Source organism: Streptomyces sp. NBC_00691 (genome assembly GCF_036226665.1).
In the GTDB taxonomy this organism is placed as follows: domain Bacteria; phylum Actinomycetota; class Actinomycetes; order Streptomycetales; family Streptomycetaceae; genus Streptomyces.
In genome coordinates this window covers 2,941,010-2,959,692 of the sequence record NZ_CP109007.1, presented here as the reverse complement: position 1 = coordinate 2,959,692, position 18,683 = coordinate 2,941,010, and the positions used below count along the sequence as shown (strand labels likewise).

16 protein-coding genes are annotated in these 18,683 nt (G+C 72.2%); 11 read left to right on the top strand and 5 right to left on the bottom strand.

Annotation, left to right across the window (positions count from 1 at the left end):
* Positions 1 to 48: 48 nt before the first annotated feature.
* Positions 49 to 768: a helix-turn-helix transcriptional regulator gene (locus OG392_RS13320; protein WP_329278916.1), complete on the bottom strand. Its 720-nt coding sequence runs from the start codon at positions 766 to 768 to the stop codon at positions 49 to 51.
* A 216-nt stretch (positions 769 to 984) separates the two neighbouring features.
* Between OG392_RS13320 and OG392_RS13315 the strand changes: the two genes are divergently transcribed.
* The 4 genes from OG392_RS13315 to OG392_RS13300 all read left to right on the top strand — a co-directional run bounded on the left by OG392_RS13315 (position 985) and on the right by OG392_RS13300 (position 6,610).
* The gene (locus tag OG392_RS13315) at positions 985 to 2,583 is read left to right on the top strand and encodes a vWA domain-containing protein (RefSeq protein ID WP_329278913.1); all 1,599 of its coding nucleotides are present in this window, start codon (positions 985 to 987) and stop codon (positions 2,581 to 2,583) included.
* A gap of 33 nt (positions 2,584 to 2,616) precedes the next feature.
* Entirely contained in the window at positions 2,617 to 3,084 is a 468-nt protein-coding gene (locus OG392_RS13310; protein WP_329278911.1) for an anthrone oxygenase family protein, read from the top strand.
* 399 nt (positions 3,085 to 3,483) lie between these two features.
* Positions 3,484 to 4,365: an AfsR/SARP family transcriptional regulator gene (locus tag OG392_RS13305; RefSeq protein WP_329278910.1), complete on the top strand. Its 882-nt coding sequence runs from the start codon at positions 3,484 to 3,486 to the stop codon at positions 4,363 to 4,365.
* Between the two features lie 214 nt (positions 4,366 to 4,579).
* Positions 4,580 to 6,610, top strand: a complete 2,031-nt coding sequence (locus OG392_RS13300; RefSeq protein ID WP_329278909.1) for a helix-turn-helix domain-containing protein — start codon at positions 4,580 to 4,582, stop codon at positions 6,608 to 6,610.
* A gap of 33 nt (positions 6,611 to 6,643) precedes the next feature.
* Here OG392_RS13300 and OG392_RS13295 read toward each other — a convergent pair whose 3' ends face one another.
* Positions 6,644 to 7,915 (bottom strand): IS701 family transposase, encoded by a 1,272-nt coding sequence (locus OG392_RS13295; RefSeq protein WP_329278907.1) that lies wholly within the window; start codon positions 7,913 to 7,915, stop codon positions 6,644 to 6,646.
* 385 nt (positions 7,916 to 8,300) lie between these two features.
* Between OG392_RS13295 and crcB (OG392_RS13290) the strand changes: the two genes are divergently transcribed.
* Both crcB (OG392_RS13290) and crcB (OG392_RS13285) read left to right on the top strand, forming a co-directional pair.
* Entirely contained in the window at positions 8,301 to 8,744 is a 444-nt protein-coding gene (crcB, locus tag OG392_RS13290; protein WP_329278905.1) for a fluoride efflux transporter CrcB, read from the top strand.
* Positions 8,741 to 9,094, top strand: coding sequence for a fluoride efflux transporter CrcB (crcB, locus tag OG392_RS13285; RefSeq protein WP_329278903.1), 354 nt, complete (start codon positions 8,741 to 8,743; stop codon positions 9,092 to 9,094). The genes crcB (OG392_RS13290) and crcB (OG392_RS13285) overlap by 4 nt, the downstream gene beginning before the upstream one ends.
* A 9-nt stretch (positions 9,095 to 9,103) precedes the next feature.
* On the opposite strand, the gene pucL is transcribed toward crcB (OG392_RS13285), so the two are convergent.
* Complete coding sequence (gene pucL / locus OG392_RS13280) at positions 9,104 to 10,021, bottom strand: factor-independent urate hydroxylase (RefSeq protein ID WP_329278902.1); 918 nt, start codon at positions 10,019 to 10,021, stop codon at positions 9,104 to 9,106.
* 455 nt (positions 10,022 to 10,476) lie between these two features.
* Here pucL and kdpF point away from each other — a divergent pair, with 455 nt between their 5' ends.
* From kdpF to OG392_RS13260, 4 genes are read left to right on the top strand one after another with little or no spacing between them, the layout of a single operon-like run.
* Positions 10,477 to 10,566, top strand: a complete 90-nt coding sequence (gene kdpF / locus OG392_RS13275; RefSeq protein WP_033204243.1) for a K(+)-transporting ATPase subunit F — start codon at positions 10,477 to 10,479, stop codon at positions 10,564 to 10,566.
* A gap of 8 nt (positions 10,567 to 10,574) precedes the next feature.
* A complete protein-coding gene (gene kdpA, locus OG392_RS13270; RefSeq protein ID WP_329278898.1) occupies positions 10,575 to 12,239 on the top strand; it encodes a potassium-transporting ATPase subunit KdpA in 1,665 nt (554 codons plus the stop codon).
* Positions 12,236 to 14,353 (top strand): potassium-transporting ATPase subunit KdpB, encoded by a 2,118-nt coding sequence (gene kdpB, locus OG392_RS13265; RefSeq protein ID WP_329278896.1) that lies wholly within the window; start codon positions 12,236 to 12,238, stop codon positions 14,351 to 14,353. The genes kdpA and kdpB overlap by 4 nt, the downstream gene beginning before the upstream one ends.
* A 5-nt stretch (positions 14,354 to 14,358) precedes the next feature.
* Positions 14,359 to 15,033 (top strand): potassium-transporting ATPase subunit C, encoded by a 675-nt coding sequence (locus OG392_RS13260; RefSeq protein WP_329278894.1) that lies wholly within the window; start codon positions 14,359 to 14,361, stop codon positions 15,031 to 15,033.
* A 150-nt stretch (positions 15,034 to 15,183) separates the two neighbouring features.
* Here the strand turns inward: OG392_RS13260 and OG392_RS13255 are convergent, their stop codons facing one another.
* Positions 15,184 to 16,335, bottom strand: coding sequence for a winged helix DNA-binding domain-containing protein (locus tag OG392_RS13255; protein WP_329278891.1), 1,152 nt, complete (start codon positions 16,333 to 16,335; stop codon positions 15,184 to 15,186).
* Between the two features lie 161 nt (positions 16,336 to 16,496).
* On the opposite strand from OG392_RS13255, the gene OG392_RS13250 reads away from it, so the two are divergent.
* Positions 16,497 to 17,834: an esterase-like activity of phytase family protein gene (locus OG392_RS13250; RefSeq protein ID WP_329278889.1), complete on the top strand. Its 1,338-nt coding sequence runs from the start codon at positions 16,497 to 16,499 to the stop codon at positions 17,832 to 17,834.
* A gap of 12 nt (positions 17,835 to 17,846) precedes the next feature.
* Here the strand turns inward: OG392_RS13250 and OG392_RS13245 are convergent, their stop codons facing one another.
* A complete protein-coding gene (locus OG392_RS13245) occupies positions 17,847 to 18,665 on the bottom strand; it encodes a class E sortase (protein ID WP_329278887.1) in 819 nt (272 codons plus the stop codon).
* Between the last annotated feature and the right edge of the window lie 18 nt (positions 18,666 to 18,683).

Genomic DNA, 18,683 nt, shown 5'->3' with positions numbered 1-18,683 from the left:
CCGGCATTCCGCGTCGGCGGTCCCGACCGGGGCCCTAGGGTCTTCTGCTCACAGCCACCCCCTTCGAGCCGCTTCCGCGCCCGCGCGGAAGCGGCTCGTCGTGCCGAGGGCGGCCATCAGCTCGCCCACCCGCCGGCTGTAGGTGCGCGCGGACATGCCGAGCCGGGCCGCCGCCGTCTCGTCCGTGACCCCGGACAGCAGGGCGTCGAGCACCGGACGCAGCTGCGGCGACAGGTCGCACGGCGGCCGTGGGGGCGGCGGCGCGTACGTCAGCTCCTCGGCCGTCACCCAGCAGGCGTGATGCGCCCGGGCGAGGGCCTGAACCACCACCGGGTCGCGGATCAGCAGCAGCCCGTTGTAGAGCAGTTCCAGGTCGAGCGGGACCGCGGCCACCGTCCGGTCGACGACGATCATCTTGAACGGGATGGCCTCCGCGAGCCGGGCCCGGCCGGGGAGCCGGAGCCCGCCCTCCAGATGAGGCAACGCGTGCCGCGGCACGATCCGCCGGACCTCGCCGGCCCGCTCCGCCGCCGCCCGCATGCAGGCCTCCGCCAGCTCCAGGAACGGCCCGGGGATCGCGCAGCCCGCCGACGCGACCGGGTCGTCGAAGGTCAGCAACTCGTACCGGGTGGAAGCGGCCAGCCCGGCGAGCGCCGCGCTGATGCGCCGCGCACCCCGGACCGGGCGCCCCGCGGGCCGCTGTCCCTCGGTCGCGGCCCGGTTCATCGCCGAACGGGCGAGCATCACGGAGCCCGCGCTCTCTGCCACCGCTGACCACCCCCGCCCGATCGATGTCCACTCCATGTACGCATGTGACTGCACACGGTGACAACCCCTGTTGAGAAGGATGGCGAATCCATGCCATACCCGTGAGCCGCTGTTCGCCGTTGCCGCATCGAGATCCATCCGCAACTCCTTCGACTGCTCCCAGCGGCCCTCTCGTTCGTCACATTCACAAGTGGCTTACCAAGAGGGGGAGATGGCATGGGACGACAGGACATGTGGGCGGTCGGACGCCGACGGGCCCGGTTCTCGGCCACCGCCGCGGCTCTGCTGGCGGCCGGACTGGCCGTCGGAGGCTGCGGCGCCGGCGACGAACGGAGCAGCGCCGACCGGGCGCGGGGCGAGAGCGGCCGGACCGCCCCGGCGGCCCCCGGCGGGGGAGCGGCCACGGTGAACCCGGAGGGGGAGGACGGCCGCCGGCCGTCCTCCGCGCCCGCCGCCGACTACCTCTCCACGTTCGCCCTGGACGTGGACACCGCCTCGTACGGCTACGCCCGCCGCACCCTCGCCGAGGGAAGGCTGCCCGACCCGGCGACCGTCCGCCCCGAGGAGTTCGTCAACAGCTTCCGTCCCGACTACCCGCGTCCGGAGGACAACGGCTTCAGCGTGACCCTCGACGGGGCCCGCGCCGGTCAGGACGGCTGGTCCCTGGTCCGGGTCGGCCTCGCCACGCGCGCGGCGGACCGGAGCGGGGAACGCCCGCCCGCCGCCCTCACGTTCGTCGTCGACGTCTCCGGCTCGATGGGCGAGCCGGGCCGGCTCGACCTCGTCAAGGAGTCGCTCGGGCTGCTCGCCGACGAGCTGCGCGACGACGACTCGATCGGCCTCGTCACCTTCAGCGACCAGGCCGAGACCCGGCTGCCGATGACCCGGGTGGGCGACGCCCGCGGCCGGATCCGCGAGGTGGTGGACTCCCTCGCGACGAGCTCGTCCACCAATGTCGAGGCGGGCGTCCGCACCGGCTACGACGTGGCCGTCAAGGGCCACCGCGAGGGCGCCACCAACCGGGTCGTACTGCTCTCCGACGCGCTCGCCAACACGGGTGCCACCGAGGCCGGGACGATCCTGGAACGCATCGAGGGGGAGCGGAAGCGGTACGGGATCACCCTCTTCGGCGTCGGTGTGGGCAGTGACTACGGCGACGCGCTCATGGAGCGGCTCGCCGACCGGGGCGACGGCCAGACCACGTACGTCTCCGACTCCGCGCAGGCCCGCAAGGTCTTCGTCGACCAGCTGCCCGCCCATGTCGAGCTGCGCGCCCGGGACGCCAAGGCGCAGGTCTCCTTCGACCGGCGGACCGTGGAGCGGTTCCGGCTGATCGGCTACGAGAACCGGGAGGTCGCCGACGAGGACTTCCGGAACGACCGGGTCGACGGCGGTGAGGTCGGCGCCGGCCACACGGTCACCGCGCTGTACGCGGTCAGGACCAGGGCCGGGGCGAGCGGCCCGGTGGCCACCGCCACCGTCCGCTGGCTCGACCCGGCCACGCGCGCGCCCCACGAGCGTTCCGGCTCGGTCGGCACGTCCGCCCTCACCGGTGACCTCTGGGGCGGCGGTCACGACAGTCTGCAACTGACGGCGATCAGCGCCTACTTCGCGGACGCCCTGCGCGGCGGCGACCTGCCGGGCGCCCCGGGTCTCCGGGTGCTCGCGGAGCGCGCCGAGTCGATCGCCGGCCGGTCGGGCTCCGCGGTGGTGCGGGAGCTGGCCGAGGCCGTACGGCAGGCCGACGGGCTTCGCGGGCCGGCCGAAGGGGCCGTCCACGAGGGTGAGTCGAAATCCGGAGATCCGTACAGCTGACACGTGGGGCGGGCAGCGGGTGAGAATGGCCGCATGGCCTCCCTGCTGCTCGCCCTCGCCATCGGATGCACCGGCCTCTACGCCGGTTTCATGCTGATCTTCCAGACCGGGATCATGCCCGCGCTCGCCCGTCTGACGGACGCCGAGTTCGTCACCGCGATGCGCCGGATCAACGAGGCCGTCCCGAGGGGCGTGTTCCTGAGCGTCTTCCTCGGAGTGGTCGCCTTCCCCGTCGCCGCGTTCCTCGTCCCCGTCGACGGACGGACCGACACCCAGAAGTGGCTGGTGCTCGCGGGCCTCGTGTGCGCGGCCCTCAACCACGCGGTCACCATCGGGGGCAACGTCCCGCTGAACAACGCGCTGGCCGCTTCCGAGGCCACCGGTGGCGAGCCGGCGGCCGTCCGGTCCGCCTTCGAGAAGCGCTGGAACGGCTTCCACGGGATCCGTACGCCCCTGATCGTCGTGGCGTTCGGCCTGCTGACCGCCGCGGCCGTCGTCTAGCGCACGGCCCCGCCCCTTCCTTCCCGGCCCTGCCGCTCCCGGCTCGCCGGGCAGCCCCCGCGGACTGCCCGGCGGTCGCGTGAGCAGCCGACCGGCCGCGGAACCGTACCCGGTGGACTGTTTCTGGCGTGAACTCGCGCGTGTCGGCCTCTTCAACATCCACAAGGGTCCCGCGAAAGCGTACCTACGAGTCCGGAAACAGTCTTCAGGCATGTGTCGGTCTGCGCCAGTGACGAAAATCTTACGTCCTTATAGCCCCCCAAAGGGGGTGAATCACCCCGATATCCCGGGTTGGGTTTCCGTACCCTCCGGTTTCTTATTGACATGCCTACGGGGGTCTTTTCTAATCATCGAGAGTCATCCCGCGCGCTGACACCGCACAGGCATGGAGGGGGCAAGGTGGACGTCCGGATTCTGGGGGGACTGTCGGTACGTGAGCACGGGGTGTCGATCACGCCGACAGCCGCCGCGCCCCGGCAGCTCCTCGCCCTGCTCACGGCCAGCGCCGACCAGGTCGTCCCCGTGACGGTGCTCACCGAGGAGCTCTGGCCGTCCGGTGCGCCGCGCGGCGCCCGCGCCGAACTCCAGTCCCACATAGCCGAGTTGCGCACCCTGATCACCGGCGCCCTGCGCGGCGCCCCCTCGGCGGAGCCCGGGCCCGGCTGGTCCGACCGGCGCACCGCCGAAGCGATCCTCGTCTCCCAGCCCGGCGGCTACCGGCTCGACACCGGCGGCGGCACCAACGACGTCCGGCAGTTCGAGCGCGCGGCCGGCGCCGGATACCGCGCCATGGAGGCCGGCGACCTCGCCCGCGCCGCGCTCCGCCTCGGCGAGGCACTCGCCCTGTGGCGCGGCGAACCCTACGCGGGCGTCGCCGCCGGGCCCCGCCTCCGCAGAGAGGTCGAGCGCCTGGAGACCTCGCGGCTGAGCGTCCTCGACCAGTGGGTGGAAGCCCAGTTGGGCCTCGGCCGGCACGCCGACCTCGTCTCCGAACTCTCCGGGCTCGTCGCCCGCTACCGCACCAACGAGCCCCTCCACGCCCACTACATGGTGGCCCTGCTGCGCTGCGGCCAGCACGACGAGGCCCTCACCGTGTACGAGCGGCTGCGCGCGGCCCTCAAGGGGGAGAGCGGCATGGAGCCCTCGGCGCGGCTGCGCCGCCTCCAGCGCTCGGTCCTCGCCGTACGGAACACCGAGGTCCGCCCGCTCTACGCGTCCCGCGTCCCCGCCCAGTTCAGCCCCGCGCGAGCCCGGCTCGTACCGGCGGGTTCCGTGGGCTGACGCCCCGACGCGGCCCGGAACGCGGCCGCCCGATCGACATCACAGCCCCCGGAGGACGGCCGGTCTGACCAGCCGGACGCCTTCCCGGGGCCTTCACCGGGAACGAAGTGCGGGAACTCACCGTTGACCGACTTCCGAAGCCGAATTACTTTCGGCGAGCAGTACGGGTTTCCTCCCAGGTGCCCGATTTCGCTCGACCACGGGGGACGGGGCCATGACCATGCACGGCGCGGACGGAGCGGGTGGTGCCGACGCGCTGCTCGGAGTCCTCGAACTGCTGGCCCGGCAGGCGCCGCCCGCCCGGTTCGACACCCTCCTCGACGACGCCCGGCGCACCGGACTCGCAGGAGTGGAACTCGACCGCCTCGAACGGGCCGTCGCCCTCGCCGACGAGGTGAACGCCCGGCGCGAGCAGGACGCGCGCCGCGAAGCCGGACTCGCCACGCTCAGCGACACCGCCCGCGACCTCACCCTGTCGTACGACCTCGACAGCCTGCTGCGCGTGATCACCCGCCGGGCCCGGCGGCTCCTCGGCCTCGACCTGGCGTACGTGACCCTGCGTGGCCCGCACGGAGCCTGCTACGTCCACACCACCGAGGGCTCCCGCACCGGACAGGCCGGCGGCCCGAGGATCGCCCCCGGTCTGCGGATCGCCGAGGGGTACGGACTCGGCGGCGCCGTCCAGTCGCACGGCGAGGCCGTGTGGACCGCCGACTACCTCGCCGACGAACGCTTCGCTCCTTCCGGCTCCCTCGACGCCGGCGTCCACGCCCCCGCCTTCGACGAGGCCGCCGAGGCGGCCCTGCGCGCCGAGGACCTGCACGCGATCATGGCCGCACCGCTGCGCAGCGGCGACACGGTGATCGGCGTCCTGCACGGAGCCGACCGGCGGGTCCGCCACCACACCGGCGAGGAGATCGGGCTCCTCACCGCGCTCGCCGACCTCGCCGCACTCGCCGTCGAGAAGGCCGGACTGCTCGACCGCACACGGGCCGAGGTCTCCGAACTCGAACGGGACAGCTCCCGGGTCCGCAGCAGCCTCACCCGGATGCGGCACGTCAGCGAGGCCCACGGCCGGATCATGAGCCTGGTCCTCGCCGGCGGGGACCTCGGCAGCGTCGCCAAGGCCGCCGCCGACGCCCTCGACGCCACGGTGATGATCCGCGACCAGGGCGGCCGCTGCCTCGCCACCGCCGGAGACATACCCGGCCTCGTCGAGGAGGCCGTCGCCACGGCCTCGCTCGACGCGCACGCCCGCCGCCGCCCCGTCCTCGCCGACGACGACACCTGGGTCGCCCCCGTCATCGCCGGGTCCGAGGATCTCGGCGGCCTCGTCATCCGCGCCGCCGGAGGACTCACCGGCGAGGACGAACGGCTCCTCGAACTCGCCGCCCAGTCCGTCGCCTTCCTCCTCCTCATGCGCCGCTCCACCGCCGTCGCCGAAGGACCCGTCCGCGACGAACTCCTCGACGACCTCATCGCCGACCCGCCGCACGCGCCCCAGCAGATCGCCCAGCGCGCCCGCCGCCTCGGCGTCGACCTGCGCAGACCGCACGTCCTCGTGCTCGCCCGGCCGGAGGGCGGCGAACAGGGCAGGGCCGTGGTGTGGGCGTCCTCGTACGCGTACCGCCTCAGCGGTCTGAAGACCGTGCAGGGCGGCTGCATCGTGCTGCTCCTCCCCGGCATCGACGCCTCCGCCGCCGCCAGAGCCGTCGCCGACGAACTGTCCCCGCTGCTCGGCCACCCCGTCTCCGTCGCGGCCGCCGGACCCGGGCAGAGCCCGGACGGCGTCGCCCGGATGCACCAGGAGGCCGGACGCTGCCTGGACGCGATGAGCGCCCTCGGCGGCACCGGCTCGGCGGCGTCCGTGCAGGACCTGGGCTTCCTCGGCCTGCTGCTCTCCGACGACAACGACGTCGACGGCTTCGTCGAGGCGGCGATCGGCCCCGTGCTCGACTACGACGCCGAGCGGTTCACCGATCTCACCCACACCCTGGAGGCGTACTTCGCCTCCGGCGGCAGCCCGACCAACGCGGCCGAGGCGCTCCACGTCCACCCCAACACGGTCTCGCGCCGCCTGGAACGGATCGGTGAACTCCTCGGCCCCGAGTGGCAGAAACCCGGCCAGGTCCTGGAGGTCCAGCTGGCGCTGCGCCTCCAGCGCACCCGGGAGGTGCTGGCCAGGGGCCGCGCCACGGCGGACCCGGGCCGGCCGGCGGCGGGCCCGCCGGAGCGGAACGCCTGACCCCGTACCGCCCCGCGTGGCCGCCCGCGCGGCTCAGCTCGCCGTACGCGCCGTACGTCCCGATCCGTAGCCGGAACCGTAGGGCGCCTCCCAGTCGGTGGCGGCCATGACCGTCGCCGCGTGGGCGGCCGAGGCCAGCGTGATGTGCCGGTGCCAGCCTCGGAACGAACGGCCCACGAAGTCCCGGAGCCCCGCCCCCTCGCCGACCTCCACGAAGTCCCGCTCCACCCGGCGGGCCAGCTTCGTCAGCCGCAGCAGCGAGCCGACCGGCGAGCCGGTCAGATCGCTGATCCACACCCGGGCCGGGGGCCGCCGCGGGTCGTCCCACTCGCCGAGCAGCACCAGCGGACGCATCCGCTCGCCGCCCGGCGCGGGCAGCGCCACCCGCACCGCCGTGGCCAGCGAGGTGCGCGAGGTCCGCGCGCCGGCCACCGTGTCCACCCAGCTCACCGGCCTGCGCAGGCCCTTGAGCGACTCCAGGATCTGCAGCGCCGACAGCGGACCCGCCCCGAAGCCGGGCAGCGAACGGTCGGCGATCGCCAGCCGGGAACCCGGACCGATCCGCGCCACGACCGGCACGCCCGCACCGGCGAGCCGGGTCAGGGCCGCCCGTCCCGCGCCGCCCCGGATGTCGAGCAGCACCGGCTTGCGGGTCACGTCCGGCCAGCGGGCCGTGTCGAGCGCCGCCGCGACGGCGCACTCCTCCAGCGTCTCCTCGCCGGCCTCCTGGGGAACCTCCGCGCGGTCGCGCCGCGTGCGGTCGTTCACCCAGGGATCCGGCAGGAACAGACGCCAGTTGACGGGCACGCTCAGCTCGTCGCTCGCGAACCACACCCCGAACGCCTGCTGGCCGTGGAAGACCTGCCCGCGCTCCGGGTCGAACCGCCGGTCCACACCCACCGAGTGCTCCCCGGCCTTCGGTATCGGCATCGGCCGCACCACCCAGGCCTGCGGGCAGCTGTTCCGTTCGAGGTACCGGGCGAGCGACGCCCGCATCGGCTGCCAGTCCCAGGTGGAGCTGGACACGAAGTGGTGCAGGCTCTGCTCGGCGGCCGGACCGCCTATCTGAGCGGCGATGTTACGGATGGACTTGCGGCCCTGCGCGGTGAGCAGGCCGTGCAGATACTGCTCGGCCTTCAGCCGCTGGTCCCGGCGCGGGAAGCCGGAGAACAGCGCGGCACACAGCTCGGCGTAGACGTCCTCGCGCGAGCCGGGCGCGCCGACGGACCTGACGACGTCCAGGGGAACGGCCGGCGGAACGGACCCGGTCACGGCCCTGCGCTTGGTTGCGACGGATGTACTCACGACACTCCTGCCCGAAGGTTGCGCAGCTCCCTCCCGCTGCACCACCACCGTCGCCCGGCCCGGCCTCCGGCGGCGAGGTGTACCCGGCACCCGAATCGGCCGCCGGATGGTGGCCGGACCACCTCCCGACGTGTCGTCGCAGGTCGGAGGGGTGTCCACGGGCCTCTCGCGGTCCACCGGCGAAGGCCGGCCCACCCCTCGCCGCGGCCTTCCGGAATACCCCGAGGGGGATCTGACAGACTCACCGGCCCGGCTTTGACCCGTCGCACGGCGTGGCCGGACCATCGCAGAGCGAGGCTGCACGGGCCGGACCCCGGTTAATGCCCCAGGCCGGGGGCCGTGCCTGTGCGCCTCGCCTTGACCCGTCGCTCGTAGGCTTGCGGCCATGGGACTGCGCGCGGAACTGCCGGTCGTCGGGGTGGTGGCCGTCGGCGGGGCCCTCGGCGCGTCCGCCCGCTACGGCGCGGGGCTGCTCCTGCCCACCCCGGAAGGCGCCTTCCCGTGGACGACGTTCACGGTGAACGTGGTCGGCTGCGCGCTCCTCGGCGGGCTGATGGTCCTGCTGACGGAACGGCCGACCGAGTGGTCCACGGCACCCCCGCACCCTCTTCTCCGGCCCTTCCTGGGCACCGGGTTCTGCGGCGGGTTCACCACCTTCTCGACGTACGCCCTCGACACCCAGCGGCTGCTGGACGCCGGCGACCCCACGCGCGGGCTGCTCTACCTGGGCGGCACCCTGGTCGCCGCGCTCGCCGCCGTCCGGGCCGGGGTGACCGGCGCCAGGGCCGTCCGCGCGAGGGCGGGACGGGGCCGGGTGGGGCGCGCGTGAACTGGCTGCTGGTCGTCGCGGGCGCCGCCGTCGGCGCCCCCCTGCGCTACCTCACGGACCGCGCGGCGCGCGCCCGCTTCGGCCCCGGCTTCCCCTGGGGCACCTTCACGGTGAACGTCGTCGGCTCGTTCCTCCTCGGGCTGCTCACCGGGGTGGCCTCGGCCCGGCTCTCCCTGCTGCTCGGCACGGGTCTGTGCGGCGCGCTCACGACGTACTCGACCTTCTCGTACGAGACGCTGAAGCTGTCCGAGGACGGGGCGAAGGGGCACGCGGTGCTCAACGTCGCCGTGAGCCTGGCCGCCGGACTCGGAGCCGTATGGCTGGGAGTGGAGACGGCCAGGCTGTGGTGATCCGACGGCTCAGGCGGTGATCCAGTCGCTGGTCGCGATCACCGGCTGCACGCCGTCACGGTGGATGGTGCCCTCGATGAGGCCGTACATCCGGTCCGCCGCGAAGTAGACCTCGTTGTCGTTCGTGAGGCCGAAGGGCTCCAGGTCCACCAGGAAGTGGTGCTTGTTCGGCAGGTTGAGCCGGACCTCGTTGACCGTGGAGACGTTGTCCAGGACCCGGTCGGCCATCGCGTGCAGCGTCTGCTGGAGCGAGTAGCTGTACGTCTCCGCGAACGCCTCCAGCATGTGACGGCGCACCTTCTGGTACGAGCGGTCCCAGTCGTGCTCCTCGTCCGCGGCCGCCGGGGCCGAGTTCGCCCAGCGCGCCGTGACCTTGGTGGCGAGGATCCGGTCGTACGCCTCCTGGAGCGTCGTGTACTCGTCCTTGATGAAGCCGTGGAACTCGGAGTTCGTCGAGTTCATGACGGTGAGGTCCTTGAGGCCCGAGAGGACCTGGAGCCCGGTGTTCGCCGAGTAGGTGATCTGCGCGGTGCGGACCTCCTGGCCCTTGCGGGCGAAGGAGTGCTGCTCCTTGCGGGTGGGGACGGAGATCCGGTCCCAGGCGTACTCCTCCACCCGGATCTGCGCCTCGTGGATCACCGCCTGCGAGGTCACGAAGTGCTTGGCCAGCAGGATGCCGAAGGCCTCGGGGGAGGCCACGCCGTGCTCCTTGGCGAAGGCGTAGACGGTGTTCTTGGTGGTGTCGGTCGGCAGGCAGTTGCCGTTGTCGCCGGTCAGATGGACCTCGCGGTACTCGCCGCGCAGCGCCACCGACACGTTCAGGTCGCGGATCTCGTGCCACGCGCCGTCATTGCCCTTCCGGGTCACGGCGACGATGCGGTTCTCGGCCTTGCCGTACTGGTTCTGCGCCAGGACGTGCTTGCTCATGTGCTGCTCAGCTCCTGCGGGTACGTGGATACGGATATCCCGTACGCCCGGCGTCCAGCGGCCCCGTCGTCCCCGAGGGTTCCGCTCCCCGCCGTCCGGCCCGTGAACGGCGGACCGCCCCGGGACTGACGAGCATCCCGGTCCGTAGGTGTCGCTCGAAGATATGTCCCCTTCCGGCCACTGGCAATGGCCGAGCGCCGAACCGGGAGGGCCCACGACCCCGTGGGCCAGGTCACCCGGACGTACGGGACGCGTCAAGAGGGGCACGGACGGCGTTAGGGGCACGTCAACGGCGGCGGCGGGGCGGCCGGGGAGAGGTTTCCTCGTCCTGTCCGAGAATCCGTTCTTCCTTCTTCCTGCATCCGGGAGCTCACGATGGCCGACGTGGCCTTCGTCGTCACCACGATCGCGGTCTTCGCGCTGGTGGCCTTCATCGCCAAGGGGGTGGCCAAGCTGTGAGTGCCGAGAACATCGTCGGTCTGCTGGTGGCCGCCGCCCTCCTGGGCTACCTCGTCCTCGCCCTCGTCAAGCCCGAGAGGTTCTGAGGCCGATCATGAGTCCCGTTCTCGCCGGCGTCCTCCAGCTCCTCGCCCTCCTGGTCGCGCTCGGCCTCTCCTACCGGCCGCTGGGTGACCACATGGCCAGGGTCTACTCCTCCGACAGGCACCTGCGGGTGGAGAGGTGGATCTACAAGGGCATCGGCGCCGACCCGTCGATGGAGATGCGCTGGCCCGCCTATCTGCGCGGCGTCCTGGCCTTCTCCGCGGTGAGCGTCCTCTTCCTGTATCTGCTCCAGCGGGTGCAGGGCTCGCTCCCCGGCTCGCTCGGCTTCGTGTCGATCGACCCGGACCAGGCCTTCAACACGGCCGCCTCCTTCGTCGCGAACACCAACTGGCAGTCGTACTACGGCGAACAGGCCATGGGCCATGTCGTGCAGACCGGCGGCCTCGCGGTGCAGAACTTCCTGTCGGCCGCGGTGGGCATCGCGGTCGCGGTCGCCCTGGTACGCGGCTTCGCCCGGTCCCGTACCGGCGAGCTGGGCAACTTCTGGGCGGATCTGGTCCGCGGCACGGTCCGCGTCCTGCTCCCGATCTCGGTGATCGGCGCGCTGGTACTGGTGGCGTGCGGCGCCATCCAGAACTTCGCCGGCATCCACGAGGTGGGGCAGTTCACCGGCGGATCACAGCAGTGGAACGGCGGGGCGGTGGCCTCGCAGGAGGTCATCAAGGAGCTGGGCACCAACGGCGGCGGCTACTTCAACGCCAACTCCGCCCACCCCTTCGAGAACCCCAGCGGTCTGTCGAACCTCTTCGAGATCTATCTGATCCTGGTCATCCCCTTCGCGCTGACGCGGACCTTCGGCCGCATGGTCGGCTCGCTCAGGCAGGGATACGCGATCCTCGGCACGATGGCCGCGATCTGGCTCGGTTTCACGGCGCTCATGATGTGGACCGAATTCGCCCACCACGGACCGGCGTTCGACATCGCCGGCGGTGCGATGGAGGGCAAGGAGACCCGGTTCGGGATCGGCGGCTCGTCGATCTTCGCGGTCGCCACCACGCTGACCTCGACGGGAGCGGTGAACTCCTTCCACTCCTCGTACACCGGCTTCGGCGGCGGCATCACCATGCTGGGCATGCAGCTCGGCGAGATCGCGCCCGGCGGTGTCGGCTCCGGCCTCTACGGCATGCTGATCATGGCGATCATCGCGGTGTTCATCGCCGGTCTGATGGTCGGCCGCACCCCGGAGTACCTGGGCAAGAAGATCGGCACCCGCGAGATCAAGTTCGCGGCCTGCTACATCCTGGTCACTCCCGCCCTCGTCCTCGGCTTCACCGCCGTGGCGATGGCCCTGGACACGCCGTCGCACTCGATGACGAACTCCGGCGCGCACGGCTTCTCCGAGATCCTCTACGCCTACACCTCGGGTGCCAACAACAACGGTTCGGCCTTCGCGGGTCTGAACGCGGATACCCAGTGGTTCAACTCGACCATCGGCATCGCGATGCTCCTCGGCCGTTTCCTGCCCATGGTGTTCGTCCTCGCGCTGGCCGGTTCGCTGGCCGAGCAGACGCCCGTACCGGAGACGGCGGGCACCCTGCGGACCGAGAAGCCGCTGTTCACCGGCCTGCTGGTCGGCACGATCCTCATCATCACCGGTCTCACCTACTTCCCCGCCCTCGCGCTGGGACCGCTCGCCGAAGGGCTCGCAGCATGAGCACCATCACTCCCACCCGGCCCCCGCAGTCCGGGCCGCCCAGCGGCCGGCCGGCCGAGGCCGGACGCGTCGGCGGCGGACTGTTCGACCCGAAGCAGCTGGTCACGTCCTTCCCGGACGCGATAAAGAAGCTCGACCCGCGCGTCATGGTCACGTCCCCCGTCATGTTCGTGGTGCTGATCGGCTCGGTCGTCACGACCGTGCTCGCGGTCACGAACCCGGGCGACTGGTTCGGCTGGGCGATCACCGCCTGGCTGTGGCTGACCACGATCTTCGCCAACCTGGCGGAGGCGGTCGCCGAGGGCCGCGGCAAGGCGCAGGCCGACACCCTGCGCAAGGCCAAGACCGACACCGTCGCCCGCCGGATCACCGGCACGGCCGAGGAGCGGGTCCCGGGCACGGAGCTGCGCATCGGGGACCTGGTGGTCTGCGAGGCCGGCGACATCATCCCCGGCGACGGTGACGTCGTCGAGGGCGTCGCGTCGGTCGACGAGTCCGCGATCACCGGTGAGTCGGCCCCGGTCATCCGCGAGTCCGGCGGCGACCGGTGCGCCGTGACCGGCGGCACGAAGGTGCTGTCGGACCGGATCGTCGTGAAGATCACGACGAAGCCCGGCGAGACCTTCATCGACCGGATGATCAACCTGGTCGAGGGTGCGGCCCGGCAGAAGACGCCGAACGAGATCGCCCTCAACATCCTGCTCGCCTCGCTGACGATCGTCTTCCTGCTCGCCGTCGTGACGCTCAAGCCGTTCGCGATCTACGCGGGCGCCGACGAACAGACCTCGCTCATCGTCCTCACGGCGCTCCTGGTGTGTCTGATCCCGACGACGATCGGCGCGCTGCTCTCCGCGATCGGCATCGCGGGCATGGACCGACTGGTCCAGCGCAACGTCCTCGCGATGTCGGGCCGGGCGGTCGAGGCCGCCGGTGACGTCTCCACGCTGCTGCTCGACAAGACGGGCACGATCACCCTCGGCAACCGTCAGGCCTCGGAGTTCGTCCCGGTGTCCGGGACGACCGAGGCCGAACTGGCCGACGCCGCACAGCTGTCCTCGCTCGCCGACGAGACGCCCGAGGGCCGCTCGGTCGTGGTCCTCGCCAAGGAGAGGTACGGCCTTCGCGAGCGCCACCAGGGCGAGCTGACCGACGCCGAGTGGATCGAGTTCACCGCCCAGACCCGGATGTCGGGCGTCGACCTCGTCGAGCACGGGGCCGGACGCAAGGTGCGTAAGGGAGCGACCGGTTCGGTCGTGGCGTGGGTGAAGGAGCGGGGCGGCAGTGTCTCCGAGGACACGCAGGCGCTCACGGACCGGATCTCCCAGGCCGGCGGCACGCCCCTGCTGGTGGCTCTGGAGGACGACGAGGGCGCGCGTGTCCTCGGCGTCGTCCACCTCAAGGACGTCGTGAAGGAGGGCATGCGGGAACGGTTCGACGAACTGCGCCGCATGGGCATCCGTACGGTCATGATCACGGGCGACAACCCGCTGACCGCGAAGGCCATCGCGGAGGAGGCGGGCGTCGACGACTTCCTCGCCGAGGCGACGCCCGAGGACAAGATGGCCCTGATCAAGCGCGAACAGGCGGGCGGGAAGCTCGTCGCCATGACCGGCGACGGCACCAACGACGCCCCCGCGCTCGCGCAGGCCGACGTCGGGGTCGCGATGAACACGGGCACGTCGGCCGCGAAGGAGGCCGGCAACATGGTCGACCTCGACTCCAACCCGACCAAGCTCATCGAGATCGTCGAGATCGGCAAGCAACTCCTCATCACCCGGGGTGCGTTGACGACCTTCTCGATCGCCAACGACGTGGCGAAGTACTTCGCGATCATCCCCGCGATGTTCGCCGTCGCCTACCCGAGCCTCGACAGGCTCAACATCATGGGCCTGACCTCGCCCGAGTCCGCGATCCTCTCCGCGGTCGTCTTCAACGCGCTGATCATCGTCGCGCTGGTCCCGCTCGCCCTCAAGGGCGTGCGCTACCGGCCGTCCAGCGCGGACTCCATGCTCCGGCGGAACCTGGGGATCTACGGCCTCGGCGGCCTGATCGCCCCGTTCATCGGCATCAAGATCATCGACGTGCTCCTCTCCCTCATCCCCGGAATCGGCTGACGACCATGAACAACTCCGTAGGAAGCACGGGACGCCTGCTCTGGGCCGGCCTCCGCGCCCTGCTCGTCCTGACCGTCGTGTGCGGCGTCCTCTACCCGCTGGCCGTCACCGGGATCGCCCAAGTGGCCTTCCCCGACAAGGCGAACGGCTCCGAGGTCACCGACGCGAGCGGCAAGGTCGTCGGCTCGGAACTGATCGGCCAGACCTACGACCTGCCCCCGAAGGACGGCGAGGAGACCGCCGCGCCGGACCTGAGGTGGTTCCAGCCGCGCCCGTCGAACGGCCTGGGCTCCAACAGCGTCAACACCCGGTACTCGATCATCCTCTCCGGCGCCACCAACCGCTCGGGCGACAACGCGGAGCTGATCCGGTGGGTCCAGGACGCGAAGGCCGCCGTCGTCAAGGACAACTCGACCGCCTCGTACACGGTCAGGCCCGCGGACGTCCCCGCCGACGCGGTCACCTCCTCCGGCTCCGGCCTGGACCCGCACATCTCCCCGGAGTACGCGAAGCTCCAGGTCCACCGGATCGCCGAGGTGAACAAGCTGGACGTCGCGACGGTCGACAAGCTGGTCGCCGACCACACCGACGGCCGGATCCTCGGCTTCGTCGGCGAGCCCCGCGTCAACGTCCTCCGGATCAACATCGCCCTCAGGCAGCTGGTGACGGCGAAGGGCTGAGCCCCTGCCGCAGAGCCGCCGGTGACTCTCGCCGGCGGCTCTGCGGCTCCCTGCTCATGGCTCCCGGCTCCCGGCCCCGGCTCCCTGCCCCGGCGACGGCTCCGGCGACGGCTCCGGCGGCAGGTCCCGGCGGCAGGTCCCGGTGGGCGGTCAGCGTCCCGGCAGCACCCGGGTCTCCACCACGGGAAGTCCCTTGACCCACCAGTGGTCGTAACGGCCGTAGACACGACGGTCACGGGTGGCGAGGAAGCCGTCGAGCGCCTCGGCCTCCCCCGCGAGCTCCGCCCAGACCCGGGCGGGCAGCGGGTGGAAGGCCGAGACCTCGATGCCTCCCTCGACCGGGCGCCAGACCCCGGCCACGTACCCGTCGACGAGCAGCGTCGGCAACGTGTCGCCGTTCACCCGGATCACCTGCCTGCGGTACTCGGCCGGGATGACGCGCCCGCGGTCCGCATAGGCCAGCAGGACGCTGTCCCACATCGCCAGCAGCCGGGGCGGCGCCGGGACGTCCTCGTCGGGCCGGGGCGCCCCGGGCACGTCGTGGAGAAGGATCCCGTCGGGCCCCTCCACCTGTTCGAGCTCGCCCTCGATGAGCCGTACCGCCTCCCGCACCCTCCCTCGGGGCGCCAGCGTGAACTGCGCCATGTCGGCCACGGACGCGGGCCCGAAGCCCTCCAGATAGCGCCGGATCAGCACGGCGAGCCCCGCCGTCGCCGCCTCCGGATCACCGAGCACGGGCAGCGGCGCGTTCGCCGTCACGAACGACTGCGCCGCCCCGAACGACCACGGCGGCCCCGTCGGCGCGTGCCACAGCGGTGCGTACTGGCGGATCATCCGCCACACCACGGCCTCCACCGGACCGCCCCGCGCCGCCTCGAGACGCTCCCGCATCCGGGCCCCGGACCGGGCCTCCCCGGCGTACTCGAGGAGAGCGGGCAGCAGCGCGTCGGCGTCGTCGGCCGTGAACCCCGCCGCCCTGAACCGCGGGTCGTGGAGCCGCGAACCGCGCAGGGTCGGCTCCATGCCCTCCCGGAAGGCCCGGTAGTCCTCGGCGTGCACCAGGTGCAGCGTGAGCCGCATCAAGGTCGACCGGACCAACTCGTAGCCCTCGACGGCCTCGTCGAGCAGCGCGGGATCGAAGCCGGCGACACGGTTCCACAACGCCACGTAGGGCGAACCCGGTTGCTGCGCCTGCAAGGCCACCACCCGGCGTACGGCGTCCCCGACACCGATCGGCACCCGGTCGAGGAGGAGCTGCCGGGCGAGGGTCGAGCGGTTGAGGGCGCGCGCGGTGATCACCATGGCGCGATTCTCCTCTCCCGCACCGACACCCGCGGGCCGGAGTCGTGCGTTCACCCAGGGCTCGCCCCGAGGTCGCCCGCCCGACGCCCGTCGTTGTGGCCGGAACTGGACCATGAGGCCGCCGCCAGAGGCGGCATTCCAGGTGCTCAAAGGGAGTTCAGATGAATCCGCGCCTCATGCGCCGGCCCGCCGTCGTGGTTCTGCCGCTGTCCGCCGCGCTCGCGCTGACGGTGGTCATGGGTACGGCCGAGGCCGAGCCGGCGCGGCACGGCTCCGCCGCCCGGGTCGTCTCCACCTCGACCCTGCCGGACATCCCGCTGGCCGCCTTCAGCAACGGTCTGCTGCCCGGCAGTGTCGACGACGACCGGGACGTCGACCTGGGCGGCATCGGCAGCGACCTGTACCCCGCCGAGCGGCCCGGCGAGTACTGGACGGTCACCGACCGGGGCCCCAACGGCCAGATAGCGGTCGGCAAGGAGAAGCGGCGCACGTTCCCGGTTCCCGGCTTCGACCCGGCGATCGTCAAGGTCCGCGCGATCGGTGGCAGGATCCAGATGCTGAAGTCCCTCCCGCTCACCACCGAGTCCGGTGCGCCCGTCACGGGCCTGCCCAACCAGCCGGGCCGCGACGAGGCCCCGTACGACTACAACGCCACGACCCCGCTCGCGTACAACGCGAACGGCCTCGACACCGAGGGGCTCGTACGGGACCGGGACGGCAGCTTCTGGCTCGTGGACGAGTACGGCCCGTCGCTGGTGCACGTCTCCGCCAAGGGCCGGGTCCTCGCCCGCCACGTCCCCGAGGGCCTCGCCCTGACCGGCGCCGACTACCCGGTGATCGAGTCCCTCCCGTCGATCTTCCTCAAGCGCAAGATCAACCGGGGCTTCGAGGGCCTGGCGCTGCTCCCCGGCGGCGACCTGGTGCTGGCACTGCAGAGCCCGCTGCTCAACCCCGACAAGGCCGCGGGCGAGGACTCCCGCACCACCCGCCTGCTGCGCTTCTCGACCCGCGAGAACCGGGTCACGGCGGAGTACGCGTACCGCTTCGACCCGGTGGGCGTCGTGGAGCCGGGCCAGACGAAGACGTCGGAGCTGAAGATCTCCTCGATCGTGGCGCTGGGCGGCGACCGTCTGCTGGTCCAGGAGCGCACCGACAAGTCCTCCCGCGTGCACGAGGTGCGGCTCCGTCGCGGCTCCGACATCCTCGGCACCCCGTGGGACACGACGGCGAGCCCGACCCTGGAGCAGCTCGGCGACGAGGCGGCCGCCGACGCCCCGGTCCTCGCGAAGCGCCTGGTCGTGGACCTGAACACGGTCGAGGGCGTCCCCGGCAAGATCGAGGGCATCGCGCTGGAGGGCTCCTCGACGCTGGTCCTCCTCAACGACAACGACTTCGGCATGACCGACGGCCCGGAGGCCTTCGACGCGAACGGACGCCTGGTCGACAGCGACGTGGACACCACGCTGGTCCGCGTCCGCCTGCCGCACCGCCTGCGCTGACGCGGGGCGCGGCTACGCGGGCCGCGTGGACGTCAGGACGCCGATCTTGTCGATGCGGTGCTCGGGGTTGTGCTGGGCGTCCCGCCAGAAGTTGCCCGCGGCGTTGTCCTCGGGGGTCGCGCAGGTGGAGAGCGTGATCATGGCCCGGGTGGGCTTCTCTCCCGGCTCGCCCGGCACGGCGGCGCGCTGCTCGGCGAGCGAGCGGGCCGAGCGGAAGGACGTGGACCGGGTCTCGACGATCTCGTAGGTGTAGACGGTGCCGGCGGCGGTGACGAGCACCTGATCCCCCACCTCGACCGAGGGCAGCTCCCGCAGCGGCCCGCCGGCGGAGAGCCGGTGGGCGGTCACCAGGTAGTTGCCGATCTCACCCGGCCCCACACCACCGCGCGCGCCGTGGGGACTGGCGGCGACGCCACGGTCCTGGACGCGCGTGCCGGCACGGTCGTCGGTCGTCCCCTCGTACGGCAGGACGTCCAGGTCCTCCACACCGATGGAGGGGATGGAGAGCTCGGCGGCGACGGGCCCGCGAGTCGAGGGCGCCACCGAGGTGGAGGGAGCGGGGGAGGGCGTCGGTGGAGGGGCGGAGACCGGGAGAGGGACCTCAGGGGCGGCCCGGACCGGCCCGTGGGCACCGGCGGACGTAGCGGTGGACGTAGCGGTGGACGTACCGGTGGACGGGCCGGCACCGCCGTCACCACCGGGGCCGCCCGCGCAACCGGCCGAGGCGGTGAAGCCCACGACGAGCGCGGCGACCGCGCCGACCAGGGCCGAGCGCGACCCTCGACCGCCACTCCGCCCGACCCCCGGTGACCCATCACGCACGGCACCCATACCCCCAGGATGACCCAC

Excerpts from the sequence above, each read along its gene's own strand:
- OG392_RS13250 (WP_329278889.1), top strand. The coding sequence starts at position 16,497 with ATGAATCCGCGCCTCATGCGCCGGCCCGCCGTCGTGGTTCTGCCGCTG.
- OG392_RS13310 (WP_329278911.1), top strand. The coding sequence starts at position 2,617 with ATGGCCTCCCTGCTGCTCGCCCTCGCCATCGGATGCACCGGCCTCTAC.
- OG392_RS13315 (WP_329278913.1), top strand. The coding sequence starts at position 985 with ATGGGACGACAGGACATGTGGGCGGTCGGACGCCGACGGGCCCGGTTC.
- OG392_RS13300 (WP_329278909.1), top strand. The coding sequence starts at position 4,580 with ATGACCATGCACGGCGCGGACGGAGCGGGTGGTGCCGACGCGCTGCTC.
- kdpB (WP_329278896.1), top strand. The coding sequence starts at position 12,236 with ATGAGCACCATCACTCCCACCCGGCCCCCGCAGTCCGGGCCGCCCAGC.
- OG392_RS13245 (WP_329278887.1), bottom strand. The coding sequence starts at position 18,665 with ATGGGTGCCGTGCGTGATGGGTCACCGGGGGTCGGGCGGAGTGGCGGT.
- pucL (WP_329278902.1), bottom strand. The coding sequence starts at position 10,021 with ATGAGCAAGCACGTCCTGGCGCAGAACCAGTACGGCAAGGCCGAGAAC.
- OG392_RS13260 (WP_329278894.1), top strand. The coding sequence starts at position 14,359 with ATGAACAACTCCGTAGGAAGCACGGGACGCCTGCTCTGGGCCGGCCTC.
- crcB (WP_329278905.1), top strand. The coding sequence starts at position 8,301 with ATGGGACTGCGCGCGGAACTGCCGGTCGTCGGGGTGGTGGCCGTCGGC.
- kdpA (WP_329278898.1), top strand. The coding sequence starts at position 10,575 with ATGAGTCCCGTTCTCGCCGGCGTCCTCCAGCTCCTCGCCCTCCTGGTC.
- OG392_RS13255 (WP_329278891.1), bottom strand. The coding sequence starts at position 16,335 with ATGGTGATCACCGCGCGCGCCCTCAACCGCTCGACCCTCGCCCGGCAG.